At 35.2% G+C, this 25142-nt stretch carries 23 protein-coding genes; 12 read left to right on the top strand and 11 right to left on the bottom strand.

Annotated elements, in window-relative coordinates:
* The first annotated feature begins 16 nt into the window (after positions 1-16).
* The 4 genes from uxuA (at position 17) to CAR_RS10350 (ending at position 3870) form a co-directional block, all read left to right on the top strand.
* Entirely contained in the window at positions 17-1066 is a 1050-nt protein-coding gene (gene uxuA, locus CAR_RS10365) for a mannonate dehydratase (RefSeq protein ID WP_013711686.1), read from the top strand.
* Positions 1067-1164: 98 nt separating this feature from the next.
* Complete coding sequence (locus CAR_RS10360) at positions 1165-2010, top strand: SDR family oxidoreductase (protein ID WP_013711685.1); 846 nt, start codon at positions 1165-1167, stop codon at positions 2008-2010.
* A 113-nt stretch (positions 2011-2123) separates the two neighbouring features.
* The gene (locus tag CAR_RS10355; protein WP_013711684.1) at positions 2124-2963 is read left to right on the top strand and encodes an HAD family hydrolase; all 840 of its coding nucleotides are present in this window, start codon (positions 2124-2126) and stop codon (positions 2961-2963) included.
* Positions 2964-3360: 397 nt separating this feature from the next.
* On the top strand, positions 3361-3870 hold the full coding sequence (locus CAR_RS10350; protein ID WP_013711683.1) for a hypothetical protein: 510 nt from the start codon (positions 3361-3363) through the stop codon (positions 3868-3870).
* A gap of 112 nt (positions 3871-3982) precedes the next feature.
* On the opposite strand, the gene CAR_RS10345 is transcribed toward CAR_RS10350, so the two are convergent.
* Both CAR_RS10345 and CAR_RS10340 read right to left on the bottom strand, forming a co-directional pair.
* Entirely contained in the window at positions 3983-4636 is a 654-nt protein-coding gene (locus CAR_RS10345) for a 2-keto-4-pentenoate hydratase (RefSeq protein WP_202944997.1), read from the bottom strand.
* A 338-nt stretch (positions 4637-4974) separates the two neighbouring features.
* Positions 4975-5940 (bottom strand): glycosyltransferase family 2 protein, encoded by a 966-nt coding sequence (locus CAR_RS10340; protein WP_013711681.1) that lies wholly within the window; start codon positions 5938-5940, stop codon positions 4975-4977.
* A 227-nt stretch (positions 5941-6167) separates the two neighbouring features.
* Here CAR_RS10340 and CAR_RS10335 point away from each other — a divergent pair, with 227 nt between their 5' ends.
* Together CAR_RS10335 and CAR_RS10330 are read left to right on the top strand one after the other, a co-directional pair.
* The gene (locus CAR_RS10335; RefSeq protein ID WP_013711680.1) at positions 6168-6719 is read left to right on the top strand and encodes a GNAT family N-acetyltransferase; all 552 of its coding nucleotides are present in this window, start codon (positions 6168-6170) and stop codon (positions 6717-6719) included.
* A 90-nt stretch (positions 6720-6809) separates the two neighbouring features.
* Positions 6810-7148, top strand: a complete 339-nt coding sequence (locus CAR_RS10330; protein WP_013711679.1) for a thioredoxin family protein — start codon at positions 6810-6812, stop codon at positions 7146-7148.
* Between the two features lie 64 nt (positions 7149-7212).
* Here CAR_RS10330 and CAR_RS10325 read toward each other — a convergent pair whose 3' ends face one another.
* From CAR_RS10325 to CAR_RS10310, 4 genes are all read right to left on the bottom strand, one after another.
* On the bottom strand, positions 7213-8439 hold the full coding sequence (locus CAR_RS10325; RefSeq protein ID WP_013711678.1) for an NAD(P)/FAD-dependent oxidoreductase: 1227 nt from the start codon (positions 8437-8439) through the stop codon (positions 7213-7215).
* A gap of 23 nt (positions 8440-8462) precedes the next feature.
* A complete protein-coding gene (locus CAR_RS10320) occupies positions 8463-9260 on the bottom strand; it encodes an SDR family NAD(P)-dependent oxidoreductase (RefSeq protein WP_013711677.1) in 798 nt (265 codons plus the stop codon).
* 189 nt (positions 9261-9449) lie between these two features.
* Positions 9450-10376 carry a YsnF/AvaK domain-containing protein gene (locus CAR_RS10315; RefSeq protein ID WP_013711676.1) on the bottom strand — a complete coding sequence of 309 codons (927 nt, stop codon included), beginning with the start codon at positions 10374-10376 and terminating at the stop codon, positions 9450-9452.
* Positions 10377-10606: 230 nt separating this feature from the next.
* Positions 10607-11455: a MurR/RpiR family transcriptional regulator gene (locus CAR_RS10310; RefSeq protein WP_013711675.1), complete on the bottom strand. Its 849-nt coding sequence runs from the start codon at positions 11453-11455 to the stop codon at positions 10607-10609.
* 131 nt (positions 11456-11586) lie between these two features.
* Between CAR_RS10310 and gnd the strand changes: the two genes are divergently transcribed.
* The 5 genes from gnd (at position 11587) to CAR_RS10285 (ending at position 17957) form a co-directional block, all read left to right on the top strand.
* A complete protein-coding gene (gene gnd, locus CAR_RS10305; protein WP_041556598.1) occupies positions 11587-12483 on the top strand; it encodes a phosphogluconate dehydrogenase (NAD(+)-dependent, decarboxylating) in 897 nt (298 codons plus the stop codon).
* 194 nt (positions 12484-12677) lie between these two features.
* Entirely contained in the window at positions 12678-14144 is a 1467-nt protein-coding gene (locus CAR_RS10300) for a PTS mannitol transporter subunit IICB (RefSeq protein WP_013711673.1), read from the top strand.
* A gap of 50 nt (positions 14145-14194) precedes the next feature.
* On the top strand, positions 14195-16300 hold the full coding sequence (locus CAR_RS10295) for a BglG family transcription antiterminator (RefSeq protein ID WP_013711672.1): 2106 nt from the start codon (positions 14195-14197) through the stop codon (positions 16298-16300).
* A gap of 20 nt (positions 16301-16320) precedes the next feature.
* On the top strand, positions 16321-16764 hold the full coding sequence (locus CAR_RS10290) for a PTS sugar transporter subunit IIA (protein ID WP_013711671.1): 444 nt from the start codon (positions 16321-16323) through the stop codon (positions 16762-16764).
* Positions 16765-17030: 266 nt separating this feature from the next.
* Positions 17031-17957 (top strand): metallophosphoesterase, encoded by a 927-nt coding sequence (locus tag CAR_RS10285; RefSeq protein ID WP_013711670.1) that lies wholly within the window; start codon positions 17031-17033, stop codon positions 17955-17957.
* A 247-nt stretch (positions 17958-18204) separates the two neighbouring features.
* On the opposite strand, the gene CAR_RS10280 is transcribed toward CAR_RS10285, so the two are convergent.
* Complete coding sequence (locus CAR_RS10280; RefSeq protein WP_013711669.1) at positions 18205-19092, bottom strand: fructose bisphosphate aldolase; 888 nt, start codon at positions 19090-19092, stop codon at positions 18205-18207.
* 204 nt (positions 19093-19296) lie between these two features.
* On the opposite strand from CAR_RS10280, the gene CAR_RS10275 reads away from it, so the two are divergent.
* Complete coding sequence (locus CAR_RS10275; RefSeq protein ID WP_013711668.1) at positions 19297-20733, top strand: MDR family MFS transporter; 1437 nt, start codon at positions 19297-19299, stop codon at positions 20731-20733.
* A 277-nt stretch (positions 20734-21010) separates the two neighbouring features.
* Here CAR_RS10275 and CAR_RS10270 read toward each other — a convergent pair whose 3' ends face one another.
* The 4 genes from CAR_RS10270 to phnC are packed head-to-tail and all read right to left on the bottom strand — an operon-like array spanning position 21011 to position 25056.
* Positions 21011-22588: a bifunctional metallophosphatase/5'-nucleotidase gene (locus CAR_RS10270; RefSeq protein ID WP_013711667.1), complete on the bottom strand. Its 1578-nt coding sequence runs from the start codon at positions 22586-22588 to the stop codon at positions 21011-21013.
* 26 nt (positions 22589-22614) lie between these two features.
* Positions 22615-23424, bottom strand: coding sequence for a phosphonate ABC transporter, permease protein PhnE (gene phnE, locus CAR_RS10265; RefSeq protein WP_013711666.1), 810 nt, complete (start codon positions 23422-23424; stop codon positions 22615-22617).
* A gap of 12 nt (positions 23425-23436) precedes the next feature.
* Entirely contained in the window at positions 23437-24258 is an 822-nt protein-coding gene (phnE, locus tag CAR_RS10260; protein ID WP_041556596.1) for a phosphonate ABC transporter, permease protein PhnE, read from the bottom strand.
* 12 nt (positions 24259-24270) lie between these two features.
* Positions 24271-25056: a phosphonate ABC transporter ATP-binding protein gene (phnC, locus tag CAR_RS10255; protein WP_013711664.1), complete on the bottom strand. Its 786-nt coding sequence runs from the start codon at positions 25054-25056 to the stop codon at positions 24271-24273.
* Positions 25057-25142: the final 86 nt, after the last annotated feature.

Here is a 25142-nt window from a genome sequence, read left to right as displayed (position 1 = left end):
GAGGAGTTCAATTACAATGAAAATGACATTTAGATGGTACGGTGAATCAGATCCGATTTCATTAGAATATATCCGCCAAATCCCGGGAATGAAAGGAATAGTTTCAGCTATTTATGATATCCCAGTTGGAGAAATATGGCCGTTAGAAAAAATCCAAGCATTAAAATCATCAATCGAAGCAAAAGGATTAGAACTTTCTGTTATTGAAAGTGTTCCTGTTCATGAAGACATCAAAACAGGAAAACCAACACGTGATAAATACATCGAAAACTATAAAACAACGTTGAAAAATTTAGGAGAAGCTGGAATTCCAGTAGTATGTTACAACTTCATGCCAGTTTTTGACTGGACTCGTTCTGACTTAGCTTATCCACTTCCAGATGGTTCAAATGCCTTGATCTTTGATGAAGAACAAGTAAACAAAATGGACCCTCGTACACTTTCTTTACCAGGTTGGGATGAAAGTTACACTGCTGAAGAAATGAACAACTTAATGGATGAATACAAATCAATTGATAATGAAAAACTTTGGGAAAACCTAGAGTACTTTATCAAAGGAATTATGCCAACAGCTGAAGCTGCAGGCGTTAAGATGGCCATTCACCCGGATGATCCTCCATACAGCATTTTTGGCTTACCTCGTATCATTACTGGACAAGCTGCATTAGATCGCTTCATTAAATTGTACGACAGCGAATACAATGGCGTTACTTTATGTGTAGGTTCATTTGCATCTGATCCTAAAAATGACGCAGTAGCTATCTTAGAAAGTATGTTAGAAAAAAATCGTGTTAACTTTGTTCACGCACGTAATGTTAAATTAATAGGTGGGAAATCATTCCAAGAATCTGCTCACTTATCTGAAATGGGTTCAATTGACATGTACCGTGTAGTTAAAGCATTAAGCGACCACGACTTTAAAGGTGCTATCCGTCCAGACCACGGACGTATGATCTGGGGCGAAACTGGTAAACCAGGATACGGTTTATTCGACCGTGCTTTAGGCGCAACTTATCTTAATGGTTTATATGAAGCGGCTCAAAAAGCCAAAGCTGACGCAAAATAAATAAAAACTATTCATGATAGTTTGGCCTTCTACCAAATAAGAGAAGGTCCAAGCTATTAGATAATAAAACCAACAGATATTAAGAGGAGGAAATTAAAATGACATCACCATTCACACATGACTTAACAGGTAAAGTAGCAGTAGTAACAGGAGCTGGTGGAGTATTGTGTTCTTTCTTTGCTAAAGAACTAGCTCGTGCGGGTGCAAAAGTAGCTTTATTAGATTTAAACGTTGAAGCAGCTCAAAAATACGCTGACGAAATCGTTGCAGCTGGTGGAGAAGCTAAAGGATACAAAGCAAACGTTTTAGAATTAGAAAGCTTGCAAGAAGCACATGACGCTGTTGTTGCAGACTTCGGTGTTGCAGATATTCTAGTTAACGGAGCTGGCGGAAATAGCCCTAAAGCATCTACAGAAAATGAATTCCACGAAATGGAAGGAATGGAAGGCGTTAAATCTTTCTTCGAACTAGACAAATCTGGAATCGAATTTGTTTTCAACTTAAACTACCTTGGAACATTGCTTCCAACTCAAGTATTTGCTAAAGATATGCTTGGAAAAGAAGGAGCAAACATCATCAATATTTCAAGTATGAATGCTTTCACTCCATTAACAAAAATTCCTGCATACTCAGGCGCTAAAGCAGCAATCAGCAACTTTACAGAATGGTTAGCAGTATACTTCTCACACGTGGGTATCCGTGTAAATGCTATTGCTCCTGGATTCTTAGTAAGTACACAAAACCAAGCATTGTTGTTCAATGAAGATGGAACTCCAAAGGATCGTACACACAAAATCCTTGCAAGTACACCAATGAACCGTTTTGGCGAACCTGAAGAATTGATCGGCGGATTATTATTCTTAGCTGACGAAAAAGCTTCAAGTTTCGTTAACGGAGTTGTATTACCAATTGATGGTGGATTCCATGCGTATTCAGGTGTATAATTAAAAACGTAAAACGTTTTCAAAGAAATGAGGATAGGGACACTAGAATATAACTATTCTTATGTCCCTTCCTTTCTGTAAAGATTTTAAATCATAAAAAGAGGGGTTTACTCATGGAAAAAAATATTTTTAAAAAGAAAAAACAATTTTTAATCTGTGTTGATTCAGATGGCTGTGCAATGGATACTATGAATATTAAACATGAAAAGTATTTTGGACCATTAGCAGCAGAAGTTTTCGGAATTAAAAATCGTGATGAATTCTTAGGAATTTGGAATCGTATTAATTTATATTCTACGACACGAGGCATCAACCGATTTAAAGGGTTGGTATTAGGATTGCAAGAGGCTGTTACAAACGGAGAAGAAGTAGGAGATATTTCTAATTTAGTTGAATGGATAGAAACTACTAAAGAACTATCAAACAATTCTTTAGAAAAAGAAATCGCTAAAAATCCAGCTGAAGATCTTAAAAAAGCTTTAAACTGGAGTCAAAAAGTAAATACTGGAATCGAGGAGCTAGCTGGTAAAGATGCACCATTCCCTAATGTATTAGAAGTTCTAAATGAATTACATGAAGTGGCAGATATTGCAATCGTAAGTTCTGCAAACAGTGAAGCTTTATACAGCGAATGGGAAAGACATCTTTTATTGCCACATGTTGATGTTGTATACGGTCAAGAAGCTGGAACAAAAGCTGCTTGTATTAGTGAATTAAAAGACTATGGCTATGCTGAAGATGAAATTTTAATGGTAGGAGACGCCCCTGGAGATTTAAATGCTGCTCTTAAAAACAATGTTTTGTATTACCCAATATTATTTGGCAAAGAAACGTTCTCTTGGAAACGTCTTTCTAAAGAAGCAGTGAAACACTTTACAGGAAAAACATATACGGGTGCATATCAAGAAGCTGTTATCACTGAATTTGATGACTTGTTAAAACAATATTCATAAGTAGTTTTTAATCAGGATGATAGGAAAGTAGTGTACTCATGGTAAATGGGATACACTACTTTTTTTAGTGTGAAAAAAGCACTTGTTATTTCTAGCAAACGCGGATATAATTGCAGTATTGTGCTAATTAGTACAGATGAACAAATAAATTATCCACACCCTTAAGTTTTTGGTGTGGTAAAGTGTCTTTTTGTTGCTATTGTCTATTCTTTTTCCAGTTTTTACCATTGTGGATAAAAGAGTACACAATTTTTTTGTTTAATTGCTATTAATGAGTACAGCAATTATCAGTGTGTGGCGTCATTTGTAAGTAAATTATGTGTTTTTTTAACTGCACAAAATTTTGTTTCATAATACGTTTTACCATCTGAAATAGAATCTATGGAGATGTTAAAAAATGGAAAACGAAACAAGATTGCCAAGAAATGGTAAAGAATTTTTACTATTTTTAGGTGTTATATCAATTATTTCAGTAAATATTATTGCCCCTATTATTATGGCTTTTGAATTTGGCGGGATGACTAAAGAAGTGTATATGATGGCTTTAAAAACAATGCCATTTATCTGGATTTGTGTAGTTCTATTGGAAGGACTGCTTGTTGGACCTTTGGTAGAAAAACTCGTTGGAAAATTCACTAAAAAAACAGATAGCTTTAATGCTCATATTTTATTCAATATCTTATTTAGTGTAACGATTCTTTCATTTTTACTAACAATAATTGGAACATGGATTGGGACAAGAACGATTAGTTTAGATCCAATTAGACATTTATTCTTAAATTGGCCAAGAAACTTTTTCATTGCGCTTTGGGTTGAAACATTGATTGCACAACCAATTGCACGTTTTGTAATGAAAAAATTCCACGAAAAACAAAGCAACGCTATCGTAAAAACCGAAAACTTATAATTTGTTGAATTTTAAAAAGACTTGTTAAAGGGAGTAAACACTTTAACAAGTCTTTTTTTATTTCTTCCATTATTAGCTATCTTTGGAGAAAGGTAGGCTAATCTTCACAGTTCTATTCAGAAATAGTTAAAGTTACTGTACCAAAATGGTCAAATTCTCCCTTATAGGTACCAGCAGCTAACACTTGAGGCATAACAAAAGTACCAGAAGAAATAAACATACCAGGTTGGAGTGAAAGACCTTGTGTACTCAATTTTTTTAGCAACCATTCTATTGCTTTTACAGGATGCCCCATAACAGTTCTTGATGAGTCTTGTGCAATGATTTGATTATTATGAATCAATCGACCTTGTATATTGTCTAAATCTTTATATGTAGCTTTTTTTGATGAACCATAACAAACATACCCGCCTACTGCTCCATCGATACAAACCTGTTCTTTGGACATTTTTGGAAACCAATCCTGGAAACGAGAATCTGGTACCTCTAGCCCTGGTGCTACTGTAGTCTTTTTAAGAATATCCTCAATTGAATCTTCAGAGGAGAGTTTTTCTTGAACAAGAAAGACTAGTTCCAATTCTATTAATGCATGGGCTGTATCTTTTGATAACGAAAGGGTGTTACGAACCCGATTACTTGTTAACTGCCCGTATAACGGTTCAGAGGCATCAAAAAGAGCTTGCGTTTCCGGACTTGTCATACTAATTTTATACCCTTGAAGTTTTTCACCATTGTGTTCTTTTGCTGCTGTAAACAAGTGTTGCATAGTGTAAGCTTCTTCTAAACTAATATTACTAGGGAATATTGCTTTGTCTAAAGAATCCACGTCTTGATAAGCAGGATAAAGGGTATGAGTTACGAATGTTGAGTGTACGATGACAATTCCTCCAATCTTTTTGTTATCTTTTTATAATCTAATTGCCATTATAACATGTGGAAATAACAAATGGTAATACAAACAAATACTTTATTCCTAACGGGTTCCTTTTTATAAAGCACGTAAAATTTTAAAATTATAATATAAAAGAAAAAGAGTAGCTCCTTTTCAGAAGTGACTCTTTTTTATTAAGGCTAAAGCACCTATTCATAGTATTTTAAACTTAATCATTCTGCCAACTTTTTCTTGTAGAACATATCCCAGTAAATTTTACCTAGTCCAATATTTCTACGGGTTATTAGATGGCATTTTCTTAAATCTTTGTCTTTGTGTTCATACAAACCATAGCGGTATAAATTTTGTTTAAGTTCATTTATTAGTGGGCTATTCGCATTCTCTAAGGTGATTAAGAGAAATAAAGAAGAAAGTGTTAATTTGATATAGTAATCTTTAAGTATGCGTGTATCGATTGAAGGGTCTTGTGTTAATAGATCAATGGCTTGTTCTATTGCAGTTAACCCAGTTAATTTCCCTTTTTTTTGTAACACACTTATTGGCAAATGACGACTAAGGTAATAGTGGTAATGAGGTGGTGGGCTGTAAATAATGGTTTGGCTTTTTAAGAAACATTGCATAGCGACTAGTAAATCTTCATAATAACTTATTTTTTCATCAAAACGGATAGTGGGATAGGAGTTGAATAAGTCTAATTTAAAGAGTTTATTACATAAAAAACCATAAGCCCTAGTTTGAGCTAGACAGAGTTGAAGGGCTTCATTTTTTGATAGAGTTCTTATTTCATCAGGACCAGGAACGAGATAGAGTTCTGAGATAGTATCTTCATAGTATCGGCAAGTAATCATGTCGGCATTAAATAGGCTATTCGTCGTAATGAGGTGTTCCAACATTTCTGCGTCAATCCAATCAACAGCATTAATAAAGCAAATATATTCTCCCGTAGCATGGGATAGCCCAATGTTCTTTGCCACAGAAAGATTGCTGTTCGGAAGGTGGATAACAGTGAATCTAGAATCGATTTTTGCGAATTTTTCACAAATTTCACCACTTTTATCAATTGAATCAATATCAATTAAAATGACTTGCAAATTATGATAAGTCTGATCTTTAATACTTTGTAAGCACTTAGTTAAAGATTTTTCAACATTACGAATGGGAACAACAATTGAAATCATAACGCTCCCTCCCAACTTTAGTAGTTTTGAATAGACGGATAAATTGGTAGTTTAAAAAATAACGCTAGCCATTTGTAAGGGTTCTCATTAAGTTTACGAATTTATGAACTATTGTCAACAATTAACAGTTAAATGAAATGTTAAGGCTTTATGAACAACAATAAATCCGTTAGGGTTGACTGACCGAATCTATCCTGCTAAATTAAAAGAGAAATGGGGTGGAGTGAATGGAAGAATATAGTTATGTACTAAGTTGTAACAATCACTTAGAAGGAACCCGTATCCTTTTGCGACCAGTTGTTTTGTCGGATGCGGAAGATATGTATGAATATGCTTCTGATGAAGAAACTGTTCGTTTTGTTTTTGAAAAGCATCAGAATTTAGAAGAAACGAGAAGAAATATTGCTAATTATTTTATGAAAGAACCGCTTGGGAAATACGCCATTATTTTGAAAGAAACTGAAAAGATGATTGGTACAATTGATTTCAGAGTAAAAAAAGAAAATTATAGCGCGGAGATTGGATACACATTAAATAAAAAATATTGGGGAAATGGGTACATTACAGAAGCAGGGAAAATGATTCTTGAGCTAGGATTTGAAAAATTGGGACTGGAACGAATTTTTGCTTACCATGATAGTGAAAATCCAGTATCTGGAAAAGTAATGGAACGCTTAGGTATGACTTATGAAGGAACGTTAAGGAAAAATAGAATTCACAAAAAACTATATGTAGATGATGTTCATTACTCTATTCTCAAACAAGACTACTTATCTTAATCAGTTTTCGTACTGTTTTTGGAGCTGTGAAACTAATTCTTATCAAAAATCTTATAATGGATAGTTAACTTATAGAAAGAAGATTAAAAAATGAATTCATTTACTCAAGCAACATCTATGGATCAAGTTGTCCAATTTATCAATGAAAATTCTCTTGCTTTTGTTTATATTTCAAGAGAAGATTGTGGAATCTGTCATGCTATTCAGCCACAAGTACAAAATATGTTAAAAGAATTTCCGGCTATTCGACCTATTCAAGTCAGTGCAGATACTATTCCTGAAGTAGCTAGCCAATTTACAGTATTTAGTGTTCCAGCATTATTGTTATTTAGTGAAGGGAAGGAAGTTATTCGTGAAGCACGATTCGTTGTAATGGATGAATTGCATAATAAGTTTCAGCAAGTTAGTGAAAATTTTACAAGTAGATAAAATAGCCTCGCTATCTAAGCAGAATTCAATCAGTTAGATAGTGAAGCTATTTTAATAACGGTTACTATTTATCTTGAATTAGTCCCTTTAATGATTGTGGATCAATAGGTGGATTGCTTAGGACTGCACGCACCTTATCTAAATCAGGCTCTACATTCCAAGTTAAAATGCCTACAGGAAGATCATCCTCTAAGTAATAAACTACTTTACCATTACCGACTTCATCAATTAGCGTAGTTAAGGAAGAGTCCAATGTGCCAATTGCTTTCCATGAAATAGAGAAAACCACAGAATAGAAGTAAGGTGTATAAGCATAAGAATCAGTTGAACCAGCCATTGCTTTACCGGCTACTTTACCAGATTCTCGGGCATGATCCACATGCTCGATACGAGTTCTACCCAAAATTCTATCCGGATAATAGGCAATATCACCAGCAGCCCAAATATCTGGATCAGTTGTACGCAATTGTTCATCAACGTATACACCATCTTCTACTTTAAGACCACTATTTTCAGCTAGTGAAACACGCGGTGATACACCTAATCCAATAACGATTGTATCGCCTTCAACAGTAGAACCATCATTAAGTTGAAGAATAAACTTTCCATCTTCTTTTGTATAAGAATCAGCACGTCTACCATTTAAAAGTTTCACACCGGCTTCGCGGAAAGAATTTTCATATTCTTTTGCTAGTTCGCTCGGAAATTGACTGCCTCCTAACACCTCATCAGGATAAATAAGCGTCACTTTCGTGTTGTTTTGAATCAAGCCAGCGGCTAGTTCTGATCCAATATATCCACCGCCTACAACTACAACATGTTGATTATTTCCTGAAAAATCACGTAGACGTCGATAATCAGACCATTCTCTAAATAAAATCACATGTTCATCCTCTGGGCCATCAATTTTTTTTGGCTCTCCGCCCGTAACGAGTAGTAATTTTTTATAACCAATTGATGTGCCATCTTTTAGTTGAACTCTATGCTGATCTCGCTCAATAGCGGAAACAGTGGTATTTAATCTTAGTGTTACATCTTTAGTTTCTTTTGCAGTATTAAGTGTAATTTGATCTTCAGCGAATGATGGATCAGTCCATAATTTTTTAGATAAAGCTGGTCTTGTATAAGGTTCATCGCTATCGGAAGAAAGCATTCCAATACTGCCAAATGCATCATGTTCTCGAATACCTCTAGCTGCCGTATCTGCAGCCATTCCTCCACCAATAATTAAATAATCGTAATAGTTAGCTGAAACTTTAGGATTTAATTTTTTTGTCGTGTAATTTTCCATGATTTATACCTCCACTTTGGTTGCTAAATTGTTGCTACAGAACCTGCATCTACACGGTAATTTGAGCCATTTACAAACGAAGCTTTATCCGAGCATAGAAAGGCAATAACTGCAGCGACTTCTTCTGTTTGACCACGACGCTTAAGTTCAAGATAAGGCCTCTTTTGGTCAAGGAAAGATTGAATAGCTTCATCTTTTGAGACCTTTAATTCTTCAGATCGTTTTTCCATCATCGCATCCGTCATCGGGGTTTCGATAAAAGCAGGTGAAACAGAATTGACTAATAGACCTTCACGGGCATATGTTCGTGAAAGTCCTTTTGATAGTGCAAGAATACCAGCTTTTGCACAACAATATGGAAGTTCATCATCATAAGGTTGGACCGCATCCTCAGAAGCAAGGAAGACGAGTCTTCCCCAACCGCCAGCTCTTAAGTCGGGCAGAAACTCATTTACCAAACGAACAGGGCCAAGTAGATCCACTTCTAGAGTTGTTGTCCAGCCTTCGTCGTCTAATTCGTGGAAAAGCCCCTGAGCGCCTGTGATGCCTGCAGACTGAACTAGAATATCAATCTTTCCAATTTTTGCAGCAATTTTTTGATGAAGTTTTTTTAACTCTTCTATATTTGTGATATCTGCGGGGTAAAAGAAAACTTGATTCGGATGTCCAATTCTTTCTGCAGCTATAGCTAATTTTTCTGGATCTTTATCAGTGAGGATGACTGATGCACCTTCTTCTAAAAGAATACGCGCAGTTTCCCAGCCAATGCCTGAGTCAGCGCCAGTGACTAATGCAATTTTTCCTGAAATACCCAAATCCATAACAGTTCCTCCTCATGTATGATAGTTTAAGATGTCTTATTTATTAGAATGGAACAAATAAGCTCTTTTTCTATTGAAAGTTTCATATTTATTCTCTATATAAACAGAGGTAGGTATCAAAAAAAGCACCAATAAGGAAATTCCTCTATTGATGCTTTCATTTCTTCAATCTAGAAAAATCACTTTATTTTATAGAGGTGTAGTGTCATCTTCATCTTCAACTCTAACATCTCCATGTGTTTGTACATCTAAATTCTCTTTACGAACAGTATCCGTAACTTCTTTGACGTCTTCTTTAGTATCTTTATTGATGGTTACTTCATCAGTAACAACGGAACGTTTGGTAACGTCAATCTGTTCCTCTGTCACTGGTATAACAATTGTTTTCTCGTCTAGTTCAAGTGACTCCTCTACAGGAGTACTATCCGTTACAGGATGTCTTTCAATAGTGACTTCTTCGTGTTTGACAGGTACATCAACGGTTTTTGTTTCTTCATCAACCGTTTTGTTAATGGTTACTTCGCCAGTTTGAACTTCTGTCGTATCAACATCTAAACGCTCTTCTTTAAGTTGAATTCTTTCATCATCTGTTAATGAAGGATCTTCTGTTGTAGCGTCCAATGTGGAATAATCTGTCGTGTCGATTGTGTCTAGTGTATCAGCAGTATCTATTGAATCAGAAGGCGGTACAGTATTAGAGGTTTCTGCTTTACCAGATGGTGTGCTGTTTTCAAAGTCTTGTGCACCGGGTTCAAGGCCAAAATCATCTACAAGAACAACAATAGACCCATTGCTAATCTCATCCTTGTACTCGATTAAGACAGCTTCATCCGCTTCATAACCTTCATCGGTTGAATCAATCGTTTGGTCATCAGTATCGTCATCAGAAGAAAAGAGATGTTTCACTTTATCTATGAAAGACTCATCTTCCTCTTCGTTTTTTTCTGAATGCTCGGTAGAAACTCCTACATCTAAATCATTAGGCAAAGTATCAGCAGTTTCCCTATTTGTGACAAGAGTGATTAAATTTCTGTCATAACCTTCACTCGCAACTTCATCAACAGCTATTCTTGCTTCTTCTATGGTGAGGTAACTTCCTTTTACAAATTTACTCATAATATTCTATTCCTCCCTAAGATTTGTTTTGTATGATTCACACTCATTATATAAAATAAAAACAACTGAAAGCAAAGGAAAGAACTTGGGAAAAGAAAACGTTTACTAGTGATTTTTATTCAAGCATGAGTCTTAAAAAATTAAATTTTGAGAGTATTTCAAATCCATAATTGTACCAATTCAAACGATTAAACTTGATAGGAGATTTACGTACAGGACTTAAGTAATTATCAGAGTTTGGTTTGAGAAATTACTTTGCGGACTTCCTCTAGGGAATGTGTTGCAAAATCGCCTGTTTTGAACATAATACTAACAAATAAAGCGTCTATTAAACTTAGTTGTGTGATACGAGAAGTTAAGGCCTCGGAACGATAGTCCGTTTCTTCAGCGGTTGATAATAACAAAGCATCTGCGAACTTCGCTAAAGGAGAAAGTGAATAACTTGTAATAATGATCGCTTTGGCTCTTTTTTCTTTAATAATTTCAGCCAACTGAATCGTGTCTTTTGTGATACCAGAATGGGAAATAATAATCGCACAATCGTTTTCGGTTAAACGAGAAGCTTGCATCATTTGGATATGAGTATCTTGTGTATAGGTAGAGTTTAGTGGGGTACGCAAAAATTTATGGTAAGCGTCCATTGCAATAATACTAGAGCCGCCAACGCCAAAGAAACCGACCGTTTTAGCAGCCGTTAAAAACTGGACAGCTTTGATGAGCTCTTGCTCGTCTAATAATTTTTTTGTGTCGTTTAAGGACTTGATATTGGAATCAAAAACTTTTTGTGCCATCAGTAATTCATTGTCTTCTTTAGAAATATTTTCGTGTATAGACAAAGAACTCGTTACTTTTTCTGAAGCTAAGGCAATTTTGAAATCTTGGAAACCGTTATAACCTAAGCGTTTACAAAATCGAAAAAAAGTAGCATCCGCAACTTGGATCGTATCTGAAATGTTGCTGATGGTTCCGTGCATTACTTCTTCAGGATGTAGAAGAATGAAATCTGCAATCATTTTTTCTTTGCTGCTTAAATCGCGATAGATTGATTTGATTTTTAAGTTAATATCTTGTGTTTTCATATTTCCACCTACTTAAAAGAGTTTAAATAAGTATAGCATAAAACCGCTAAGAAAAAATATTTTTTTAAATGGTTGCAAAAAGAAAAAATATTCCATATACTGAAACCATAAATACATAAGGAGTGGTGAAATTGGAAATTGGATTAGTTGGATTAGGAAAAATGGGTTACAATTTAGCCTTAAACTTACAAAAAAATGGCCATCATGTGGTAGGTTACGACAGTATAGAAGCAGTAAGAAAACAAGCTGATGCAAATGGAATCAAAACCGTGAAGGACTTAAAAGAATTGGTTGGTAGTCTTAATCAAACTAAAATTATATGGATTATGGTTCCAGCAGGAGATCCATTAGAGGCTGTTTTAAGTGAAGTGAATGAGTTATTGGAAGCAAATGATATCATCATTGACGGAGGAAATTCACACTACAAAGATTCCATCCGACATGCTAATGTATCTGCAACAAAAGGCATTCATTTCTTAGATATGGGAACATCAGGTGGTACGAGCGGTGCAAATGCAGGTACTTGTTTAATGGTTGGAGGCAATTCAGAAGCATTTGCAGTGATTGAACCCGTTTTAAAAGGTATTTGTGTAAAAGATGGGTATTTATATACTGGGAAATCTGGTAGTGGCCATTACTTGAAAATGGTTCACAACGGTATAGAATATGGCATGATGCAAGCGATGGCTGAAGGTTTTGAAGTTGTTGAAAAGAGTGAATTCGAATATGATTTGGCCGATGTATCAAAAGTATGGAATAACGGATCGGTCATTAGAAGCTGGCTAATGGAACTGGCAGAAAGTGCCTTTCAAAAAGATGCTCATCTTGATGAAATAAAAGGAATTATGCAATCTTCTGGTGAAGGAAAATGGACGGTAGAAGCAGCTTTGGATGCAAAAGTTCCAACACCTGTGATTGCACTCTCATTAATGATGCGATACCGTTCTTTAGAAGAAGATACTTTTACTGGGAAAGTAGTTGCAGCGCTTAGAAATGAATTTGGCGGTCATGAGGTTACGAAGAAATAAACGAAGCAAAAAAAAGTTGTTATTTCAGATTTTGAAATAATGACTCTTTTTGATTTAACAGACTACATACTATTTTTTTAAAACTTGTCAAAAGGAAATTGACAAGTTTGCATTCATTGTTCGTTGTAAGCGGAAACAAACGCTTGTAAGATAAACCTATCAAAGAAATAACGGAATTCAAGGAGGAAACCAATATGGAAGCTGTAAATAGTAAAGAAAGAATAAAAGATAAAACGACCATTAAAGTCGGGGCACAAAAAGTAGGGACTTTTTTAAGTAATATGGTTATCCCAAATATAGGGGCCTTTATAGCTTGGGGAATAGTTACAGCATTATTTATTCCTAAAGGGTATTTGCCAAATGAGAAACTTGCTGAATTAGTAACACCGATGATTACATACTTACTGCCATTGTTAATCGGATATTCTGGTGGGAAAATGATTTCAGGACACCGTGGTGGGGTAGTAGGAGCAGTAGCATCGATTGGTGTTATCGTTGGAACGGATGTGCCTATGTTTATCGGCGCAATGATTATGGGGCCATTCGGTGGCTGGGCAATTAAAAAGTTTGACGATATGTTTCAATCTAAGATAAGAGCTGGTTTTGAAATGCTGGTCAACAACTTCTCTAGTGGGATCATTGGCTTTATATTAGCTATTATAGGGTATTTAGGAATCGGACCCATCGTTTCAAACATAATGGCTTTTTTAGGAAATGGAATCGAATTCATGATCAATGCAAATTTATTGCCATTGGTTAATCTGTTTACTGAACCTGGTAAAGTCATCTTTTTAAACAATGCAATCAATCATGGGATTTTAGGACCACTTGGCGTTGAGCAAGCAGCTCAAACAGGAAAATCAATATTATTTATCTTATCTGGAAATCCTGGTCCTGGTTTTGGAGTCTTATTAGCGTACATGTTGTTTGGTAAAGGAACAGCTAAAGCTTCTGCACCTGGTGCTGCAATCATCCAGTTTATTGGAGGGATACATGAATTGTACTTTCCTTACGTGCTGATGAAGCCTTTAATGATTTTGGCAGTCATGGCCGGTGGAGTTGCGGGAACGTTAACATTCACACTATTTGATACAGGTTTAGTTGCTACTGCGTCTCCTGGCTCAATCATTTCAGTCATTGCGATGACGCCTAAAGGTGAATACTTGCAAATCTTAGCTGGTGTGTTAGCATCAATTGTTGCGTCCTTTGTTGTTGCGATGCTTATTTTAAAAGCAGACCGTTCTGAAAATGAAGACTTTGAAAGCAATGTTACTAAAATGCAAGGAATGAAAGCTGAATCAAAAGGTGTAGTTCTGAATACAGCTTCTGTTAACACCAAAACTGAATCTGAAAGTGTTGGACAAACGATTTCTTCAGCAAATGTTAAGCGAATTATTTTTGCTTGTGATGCAGGAATGGGTTCCAGTGCAATGGGAGCTTCGATTTTGAGAAATAAAGCAAAAAAAGCCGGGCTAGAAATACCGGTTACGAATTCAGCTATTAGTGATTTGGAAGATGAACAAGGAACGTTAATTATTACGCAGATAGAATTAAATGCTAGAGCGCAACAAAAAACACCAAGTGGAGTGCATGAAACAGTCGATAATTTTTTAAGTAGCCCTAAATACGATCAAGTTATCGAAAGTTTACTCCGTTCTTGATGATATAATAAAAGAGTAAGGAAAAAAGAGAGCAGGAACGAGGGAAAGAAATGTATTTTTCAATAAAAGAAAAGCAACTATTGGAATTGCTTTTACTGAATAAAACAGGAATTTCTTTAGAGGTCTTGGCTAGAGAACTGGAAGTGAGCAGTCGAACAATTTATCGTGAACTTGCCCTAGCTGAAGATACGCTATCTCTTTATCAGATTGCTCTTAATAAAAAAATAGGTACTGGTTTTTATTTAAGTGGTGAAATAGAAGAGTTAAATCGATTGAAAAAAGACTTACTAAGTACAGACCTGATCTTTGATTCAAAAGATCGCCAGAGTTATCTGATTTGTCAGTTGCTACTGGCAAAAGACAACGTTAAATTAATAGGCTTAGCACAAGACTTTAATGTTAGTCCGGGAACGATTAACAATGATTTAACCAAAATCACAGAAATTATTGAAGGATTCCAAATGACTTTACAACGAGGTAAAGGCAAAGCTGTTTCCATTAAAAGTGATGAAGAGTCTTTGCGACTAATCGTCAGCGGGATCATTACTAGCAAATTGAATGAATACGAATTTTTAAATATTTTTCAAAATGAGTATGATGAGGAGCACTTTGAAAGAGTACAGAAGACGAGAATGCCATTTTTATCTTTTCTAACTTATCGTTATTTTAAAATAGCCGTCCAGACTACATTTCGGATGAAACAACACTTTTTTGAAGATATATCAAATAGTGGCTTAATGCAATTTATCGTTATTTTGACCTTGATGATTATGCGTTTATCCGAAGACAACCAGTTGGAAAAAATTCATTTTGAAGAAAAAGAAGACACTACTCTCACTAATAACATAACGGAATATGTGATTAAAGATATTTTTCAAGAAACGGAGTTACAACTTTTAAAATCAGAACGAATTTTTTTAAAGAAGGCTGTAAATGGTGTGCGTTTTTTTCAAAAACAAGATTTGTTTTCGGCAGACTACAATATGGAACTAACTTATCAAATTAAAAATTTTATTCACCTAGTTGAAACAGAAGCTCATTGGGAATTTAGCAAAGATCATACGCTGTTTTCGGGTTTGTTGACACATCTGGAAGCTTTACTGAATCGCGCTTTTACACCAGTTCTCCAAGTAGAAGATAGCCTATACGCAACCATTCGTGAACGGTATCCAGAAATTTATAAAGGCATAATAGTAGGGCTAGCAGGTGTCTTTCCAGATAAACGTTTTTCAGAAAATGATTATATTTATCTAGTTATTCATTTTGCTTCTTCCTGGGAAAACTACAAAAAAATATACGGTTTAAAAGCAATGGTCATTTGTACTAGTGGAATTGGAACCTCAAGAATTTTAGAAAACCGATTGAACAAACATTTTTCTGAGTTGAAAGAAATAACGGTAGTTTCTCTTTCTGAGGTAAATGACTATAAATTAACGGACTTTGACTTTATCTTTTCAACTATTTTCTTACCACATTTTACGGTACGTTACCATTTGATCACGCCCATGCTTTTGAGTGAAGAATTAGTCAAGATCAAAGGATTAATCGATGAGTGCATTGATCAAAAAAAAGATTACACATTGTCTGATTCGATAAAAGAAATAAACAAACAAAATAGTGAAAAGATACCTACAGAAAAAACGTTAAAAGAAATTCATCATTTATCTAAAACCGCATTAGGTATCTTAAATTATTTCTCTATTGAGTCTATTAATGGGAATCAACCGATAGAAGAAAGCTTGCTATGGATTTGCCGTCAACTTCAAGATATAGGAGTTTTAACAGATGCTGAAAATGTCCAACAAAAGTTAATAGAACGAGCAAATGTTGCTCCGGTAGGCATACCCGGAACTCAAATGGGGCTTTTCCACGTGAGAAATACTCATGTTGTTTCTAGTTATTTTGGAATCTATGAATTAGAGCAAGAGGTACCCATCATAGGGATTGATAGGAAAGATATGGGTTTGAAAAGGATATTGATAATGGTCGCACCTTATCCGTTAAATGTAGTTGAACGGGATTTGTTAGGCTTGGTTAGTAGTATGGTAATCGAAAATGACAGTACCACAGCTTTATTTGACAAGGGCGAGGAAGAAGCGGTTCGAAAGAAGATTGAAAAGGAATTTAAAGCCTATGTATTAAGAAAGACTCATTAAAACTAGAGGAGTGAATAAAAATGGCAACATTAACCAAAGAATTGATTGAATTAGGAGCAACAGCTGAGACAAAAGAAGAGGGTATTCGTTTAGTAGGTAATTTATTGGTTGAAAGCGGAGCAGTAAATACAGATTATATCGAAAGTATGCTGGAAAGAGAAAAGACTGTTTCTACCTATATGGGAAATTTTATTGCGATTCCTCATGGTACTGATAGTTCAAAAAAAGATATCTACAAAACAGCCATTTCGGTAGCAACCTTCCCAAATGGAATTGATTTTAGTGAAACAAGCGATGAAAATAAAGTCTTTGTGTTATTTGGAATTGCAGGTAAAGGCGACGAACACTTAGACTTGTTATCGTCTATTGCTATTTTTTGTTCAGAAATTGAGAATGTGCAAAAATTGATTGATGCCAATACGACAGAAGAAGTGATTGAATTATTAGAAACTGCAAATGAATAAGGGTTAATAAAAAAGAATAGCGATATAAAACTTAATAATTAAGAAAATAAAAAGGAGCCGCTGAAGCAGCTCCTTTTTTCTATGGATATAAAAGAATAATAGACAGCTTTGATTATAGAAAAGCTCTAGAATAATTGAGTTGAATATTTTTTCGAATTTTGAAAGCAATTATTTTTTAACTTGGTTAAATAAAGGGTATACTGTTAATAAGAATAGTAATTCAGTTGCCTTATATAAGAACGTCAACTGTTTATGGGGTGGAATATATGTTTACAGGAAGACGGTTAACCGAAGCTTACAAAAATGCTAAAGTGGAAGAATTTGATGAGAATTCAAAATATATTTTCTTTAGTGATGTCCACCGAGGTAATGGGAACATATCAGACGAATTTACGCGAAACCGTAACATCTTTCTACACGCTTTAAAGTATTATTATAACCAAGGGTATACTTATATAGAAGCAGGAGATGGAGACGAATTACTAGAATATTCTGATTTTACTTATACAAAAAATGCTCATAGAGAAGTATTCGATATGATTAAAAAGTTTTTTGATAACGATCGATTGATAAAATTATATGGCAACCATGATATTGCTTTGAAAAATCAGAAATTTGTTGAACAAAATTACTACACTAATTACGATGAATACACGGAAGAATTTTTTGATTTTTTAAAAGGGTTACAGCCTATTGAAGCACTGGTGCTGAAATACAAAAAAACAGGGCAAGAAATTTTGACAGTACACGGACATCAAGGGGATGCACCGAATGATCAATTTGCATTTTTTACAATGTTGTCTTTAAAATTCTTCTGGCGCTTTCTCCATGGATTTGGAATTAAAAACCCTTCGAGTCCAGTAAAGAATGTAACCAAAAGACATAAAATCGAGAAAAATTTTGGGAAATGGATAAGAAAGAATAAAATAATGCTCATTTGTGGGCATACACATCGATTTAAATACCCAAAAAATAAAGATCTCCCTTATTTCAATACTGGTTGTTGTGTTTATCCAACGATCATTACAGGAATTGAAATAGCTGAAGGTAAAGTTCGATTAGTACGTTGGCAAACGAAAGTAAGTAAAAAAGGCGTATTGACTATAAAAAAAGATACCATGCGCGGGCCTGAGCCAATTGAGGAATTTGACATGCAGTTGGAAGGTTGGAATAAAAATAATAGTCCACTATAAATTCTTTAAGCTAAAAATTAAATCTAAAAAGTAAAAATAAATTTGCAAAAGAAATTCCGATTGAAGGAGCCACTCCAGAGGCGTTAAAAGCTTTTGATCTTAAAGTAAATAACCAGTAAGGCAAGAATTTTTTTGATTTTTTGTGTAAACAAGAGTATAGTGTACAAAGTAAAAACACAACGCGTAAGTCAGAGGGCTTTCCTCTGTTACGCGTTGTGTTTATTCTGTTGCTTCGCACCACTTATGATCAAGTGATAGAGGCGTTGTAAATTTGTTTGATGGATTCCTTTAATAAGGTATTATATTCTTCGTCTGACTGACTAGCACTTAACCCCTCAGATAAAGCTCTTGAAAAACTAGCGATCAATCCATGGTTGTGTGCTAAAGCTTCATCAGCTTTTTCACGTGTATAACCACCTGAAAGAGCTACTACTCGCACAACTCTAGGATGTTCAATCAATTCTTCGTAAAAATTATCAATTGTAGGAATAGAGAGTTTTAACATGACATTATCTGATTCGCTTAAGTTATCAAGTTGAGACAGAATCTCATTCTTTAAAAGAGCTTCAGACTTCTCTTTGTCTTTGCTGTTAATATCCACTTCTGGTTCAATGATGGGAATAAGACCTGCTGCAATGATTTGTTTGCCGACTTCGAATTGTTGGTCAACAACTTTTTTTATAGCTTCAGGATTGGCTTCTTTAATTAATGAACGCATTTTTGTTCCGAAAATATGGCGTGCATTGGCTCTCTGCAACAATTCATCTAAGTTAGGGTTAGGTTTCATTAACTGAACACCGTCAGTTTCTTCTGCTAAACCTTTATCGACTTTTAAGAAAGGAACTACGCCTTTCTTCTCCCATAAATAATCGGCTGTATAAAGGTCTTCTACTTTGCGATCCATTGTTTGCTCAAATAAAATAGCACCTAAGATTGAATCGGAATTAAAAGCTGGAGAAGTCATTAGACGAGTTCGCATGTCATGGACTAAATCAAACATTTCAGTTTCATTTGAATATGCGTCAGGTGCAATGCCATAAAGTTCTAAAGCTTTTGGAGTACTTCCACCACTTTGGTCCAATGCTGCAATAAATCCTTGTCCGTTTTTCATTCGTTCAAATTGTTCTTTTTGCATAATTTCAGCTCCTTAGATTAATTTTAAGAACGGTAAATAGGAAAGCTCAACCCACGTTATATGGGCATTGAACCTTTCACTATTTAGTATAGCACTACAGGATTTAAATTGAAAAAATAAGCCATTTTAGAGCACCTTTCCTTTAGTTATTTAGCTAGTAAAGAAAGGTATAGCTTATAAAAATTGAATAAAGGGGAAATAGTAATGATTCAAGAAGAAAATCAAAATATGTCGTTTGGACATGTGATATCTATTTTAGGAGTTATTTTGATGGGGTCGTTCGTGACTATATTAAATCAAACTCTTATGAGTACGGCTTTACCAAGTATTATGAAAGAATTTTCGATTACAGCTACACAAGGTCAGTGGTTAACAACTGCTTATATGTTGATCAATGGGATTATGGTACCTATTACAGCATATCTGGTAAATCGATTTACAACACGTCAATTGTATCTCTTTTCGATGATCGTTTTCTCAATCGGAACACTTGTTGCTGCTACTTCTAGCATTTATAGTGTATTGATTGTTGGAAGAATGATTCAAGCAATAGGAGCAGGAATTATTTTGCCGCTACAAATGATTGTTGTATTGTACCTTTTCCCAATTGAAAAAAGAGGTTCAGCAATGGGGTTGATTGGTTTAGCAATGAACTTCGCTCCAGCTATTGGACCAACATTTTCAGGTTGGGTAGTACAAAATTACCACTGGAACATGCTATTCTACTTTATCTTACCCTTTGCCATTTTAGATGTTGTAGTTGCCTTCTTCGTCTTGAAAAATGTTGGTGAAGTAGGTCGCCCTAAATTAGATTTAATCAGTGTCATCTATTCAACATTAGGTTTTGGCGGATTATTATTTGGTCTTAGTAACGCTTCTTCACACGAGTTTATGAGTATTAATGTAGCCTTACCTCTAGTTGTAGGGATTATGGCTTTAATTTTACTAGTTAATAGATGTAATCATTCAAAAGAACCATTATTAAACTTTGGTATTTTTAAATACAAAGGATACCGTTTAAACATCATTATTTCATTCGTATTAACGGCAGGAATGTATGGAGCTATAATTTTATTGCCAATTTACTTCCAAACAATACGCGGAATGACACCGATGGAATCAGGAATGATACTCTTACCGGGTTCACTTGTTATGGCTGTGATGAGTCCAATTACTGGTAGAATGTTTGATAAATATGGGTCTAAAAAATTAGCTGTGAGTGGATTGATGTTGGTAACAGTTGGAACATTTATTATTGGATTAATAGATATCAATACACCTATTTATGTTATTGTTTTACTACAAATGGTTCGTACATTAGGTTTTGCATTAACATTAATGCCAATTCAGACAGCAGCGTTCAATGCTGTACCATTAGAATTAGCTTCACATGCTGCAGCAATGTTTAATACTCAACGCCAATTAGCCGGATCAATGGGAACAGCGTTATTTGTTGTTGTGATGATGCTTGTTTCTCAAAATAAACTAGCAGAACAGGTCACAGGTCAACTAGCTGATTTAGCAGGTTTTCAAATGGTCTTTAAATTAGTAGGACTATTGTCATTAGTAGCATTCATTATGACATTGTTTATTAAGGAAAAACCCTATTTACCTAAAGGGAAACTAGTTGAGAATAATTAAATTCCTAGAAAAGTAGCTTGGCTTAAATGACAAGGATGTATGATTAGTCAAACGAAAACTTTTTGGTGCTTATTTAATTAATAAATCTACTTTATTAGTCCAATGAAAACTTGTTAGGATACTCATGTAATCAATAAACTTACTTTATTAGTCAAATAGAGCCTTATTCAGCGCTTGTTTAATCAATAAACCTAAAAAAATCCTTTTTATATTTAATACGCAGTTAGAAAAATGCAGAATATAAAAAAAGAGGCCGGGAGCTATTCCAGCCTCTTTTTTAATGAGTAAGCAATGTTGTTTTTGATTGGATAACTTGAAAGTTAGCAAATGTGCTAGGTTGAATAGGGGAGTATTTGTTGAAATATTCTGCAATAAGTTCGGTCATATCAACGGTTACTTCTCTAATGATTTTATCAGCGCTAAACATATCATAATTTCCACCGCCAACTGCACGATATTGATTGATAACAATTTCTAATCGATCGTCTTCTTGGATCAGTTTGCCATTGTAACTAAGGTGGCGTATGCGACTGCCAATTGGAAGTGAAACGTCAATGGTATAATCGATTCCAGCATACATATCGTAGTTGTATTGTTGAGCTTTAGGGTAGAGAAAAGCCGGACTGACTTCAAGCTGGCCGTTTGCTGATGGACTAAAGTAGCTGGCTGATTTTTCTAAAGCTCGTTTTAAGTCATTTCCTGTTACTTCTACGACTGCCAGCGTATTCGGATAAATGTAGTTCGTAACGATATCACGCATGGTTACAGTTGGTCCAAAACCTTTGCTATCATTTGTGAAAAGAGCTGTACCAGAAATGGTGGTTCCGGTTGCCTCCATTTGAACTTTATGAATAAAATCAATATAAGGATGACCGGTTAAACGAACTTGAAAAGGATCCTTGATCCACATGTCACCCTCTATGTCTCCTATTTTTTGATCTAACCAATCTTCGATTTCATTTTGAAAACCATTGTATTTTTCTGCCATATTGGAACTGGTTATAGTATTTTTAGCAGAAATAAGTTCAGCTTTCTTAGAAAGAATGGCGGATTTTCCATCTTCCTTTTCAATGGTTAAAGAAACTTTTCCAATGTTGTGTCCTTTGTCTCCAGGTTGCACGATAGCGACTGAAGAATTTACAGCGGCTATTTCACGGTGTTGATGTCCGGTTAGCAGAACATCGATTCCTGGAATTCTTTTTAAAAGTTCGAATCCTTCGTTTTCACCGGTTAAAGCTTCGGTAGGTTCACCAGTGGTTAAGTCTTTTTCAAAACCACCATGATAACTAACAATGACAATATCTGCCAATTCTTGTAATTTTGGGATGTATTCTTGGGCACATGTAACGGCTGACTGAAATGATAATCCAGTAATAGACGCAGGTTGTTCCCAATTTGGAATGTATTGAGTTGTCAGTCCAAGTACAGCTACAGTTAAGTCGTTAAACGTGAATAATTCATAAGGTTTACCAAATGCCGGCTGACCTTTATCGTTTAAAATATTGGCACATAAAATAGGGTGATCAAGTGTCGCTATAGCATCAGCCAAGTATTCTTTTCCATAATTAAATTCATGATTGCCTAATACTCCTGCATCAAATCCGATGTCATTAAGAATCGATGTATAACGTGCAGGATGTTTTGTTTGTTTGGCCGTGTAGTAAGTTAAAGGGGAGCCTTGTAAGAAATCCCCATTATCTATCACCAATACAAGATCCGTTTCTTTGGCTCTTATTTCTTTGATGATCGAGTTGATTTTCAATAATCCGAATGGCAAATCTTGATCTCTTTGTTTGTAATCGGTTGGGTAAATATACCCATGGATATCGCTTGTGGATAGAATAGTTAATTTCATAAAAAGACTCCTTTAAAATTCATTGGTTAACCTTTGACGAGGTTTGCTCTCATCTTGTTGGAGAAGAACTCCACTAGTAAAATCAAGACGATCAATCCAATCAGTATAGATCCTACTTCATTCCAGCGGTAAGAATTCATTGCGAATATCAATGGAGCACCTACACCACCAGCACCAACCAGTCCTAGTATCGTAGCGTCTCGTAAGTTCATATCAAAGCGGTAGATCGTAACCGATAAAAAGTTTGAAAAAAGCTGGGGAATGATCCCAAAGCGAATCTTTTCAAAAGTTGTACATCCCATTGAAGTCAATGATTCCAAAATACTGGTATCTAAGTCTTCAATAATATCTACATATAATTTTGAAACCATCCCAATCGAAGTGATAGACATCGTCAATACTCCGGCAAATGGACCTGGACCAGTAACGCGGATAAACATCAAGCCATATACTAAAGCAGGAACAGTTCGGATGGCGATAACGACTAAGCGAACCAGATAAGCTAGTGGAGCAGGCACGACGCTAGGAGCCATTAAGAAAGCAATCGGTATGGCTAAAATAGCTCCAAAAATGGTTCCTAAAAAGGCAATACAGATTGTTTCGAATAAAAGATAAAGGACACCACTAGTGGTAAATCCGAATAATAAGTTTAAATCTGGATTTAAAAGACCTTTGAAAATATTTGATGCGATTGTCAATCCACTATCGTTCAGGCTTAGTACTTCAATAGAAGAAACAGACCAAGTGAAAGCAATTAACAAAATGGCGATTATACTCATTAAGTATAAGCCTTTTTTAGGTTCTTGTTCAAATTGAGTTTCGATCATTTCCGACATGGGTTACACTCCTCATTGTAATTTCTTTCTAAAATGTTCACTGATGCGTTCAATAATAAAGACCGTTACAGCCAAAACAACTAAAATCATGCCAACGCTGGAATAATCACGCCAACCTAGTCTTTCGTTTAAAAGCAGCCCAAGACCTCCGGCACCGACATACCCTAATATAGAAGCGTAGCGGACATTTCCTTCAAAACAAAATAAAGACGTGGATAGATAAGTCGGTAAAATTTCTGGAATGATTGCGTATCGAAAAGATTGTAGTTTGGTTAACCCCATAGATTCTAATGCTTCAAATGAACCCATATCGATATTTTCGATTTGTTCGTATAGAAGTTTTCCAATATAGGATAAAGTGAACAAAAAAATTGCAATCGTTCCAGCCATCGTACCTAACCCAAAAACAAAAGTAGCAATCAATGCGGTAACTAAAGTAGGTAAAGTTCTCAGAACGCTGAGAATAAATTTGAAAAGACCGGCTGTGATCTTACTTTTGATAATATTTGAAGAAGCCAATAGTGCGAAAACAATAGCGACTAACGAGCCAAGAAAGGAACCGACTAAAGACATTTTAATAGTATCTAACAAAGGTTTCCAAATGTTCGGCAAGTAATCGATATTTGGTGGAATCATATCATTTAAAATGACAAAAAATTCTTGCCAACGATTTAGAAGAGTAGCGAAGCTGAACCCCGTTACATTTACAGAGATGACAAAACCGATTGCGATTAAAACGAGAATAAAAGGTGTTTTGGTTCTTTTTTCTTCAACTATTTTATTGTTGGCCAACATAATTTTTTTAGGTGGAAATAACTTGTCATAAATCATCATTTTCATGCACTCCTAAGATTGTGGTTGTAAAGTTGGGTTTACACTTAGTTCATCTTGAACTTGAACATGTCCGTAAATAAGATCTAAAATAGGCTGAGTAACGTCGCTTGCTTTACCATCATAGACAACTTGTCCTTTACGAATGCCGATTACGCGATCCGCATAATCTAAAGCCAACTCTACATGATGAATATTTAAAAGGATCGACATGTGGGTATCTTTATTGATTTTTTTGAAATCATCCATCACTTGTTTAGCGGTTACGGGGTCTAATGAAGCAACAGGTTCATCTGCTAAAATGATTTCTGGTGATTGAGCAAGTGTTCGTGCTAAAGCAACACGTTGTTGTTGTCCGCCAGAAAGTTGGTCTACACGCATGAAAGCTTTATCTAAAATTCCAACTTTATCTAAAGCGGTTAAAGCAGTAAGCTTAGTTTCTTTAGGGAAAATACCCAATACTTTTCTCCAAAAAGGCAGTTCAGGAACAGAAGACATTAAGACGTTATTTAAAACCGTTGTTCGTGTAACTAAATTAAAGGATTGAAAAATCATGCCCACTCTTCTGCGGTATTGTCGAATCTCTTTGCCTTTTAAGGCACTAACATCGATACCATTAACCATTAATTTGCCGCTATTAATATCATGCATGCGGTTGACACAACGAATAAGCGTAGATTTTCCAGCACCAGATAGCCCGATAATCGCTACAAATTCTCCTTGTTCAATTTTTAAGTTTACGTTGCTCAATGCGGTCACGCCATTTGGATATGTTTTGTTTACATCAATAAATTCTATCACGTAATCATTAGTCCTTTCCAAAAATAAAACTATGAAAAAGTAGATTAACTTACTTTTTTCACAGTTTCATTTGGTTTATTTTTAGT

Origin of the sequence: Carnobacterium sp. 17-4 (genome assembly GCF_000195575.1) — a bacterium.
Taxonomy (GTDB): Bacteria; Bacillota; Bacilli; order Lactobacillales; family Carnobacteriaceae; genus Carnobacterium_B.
This window is presented reverse-complemented; position numbering and strand designations above follow the sequence as displayed.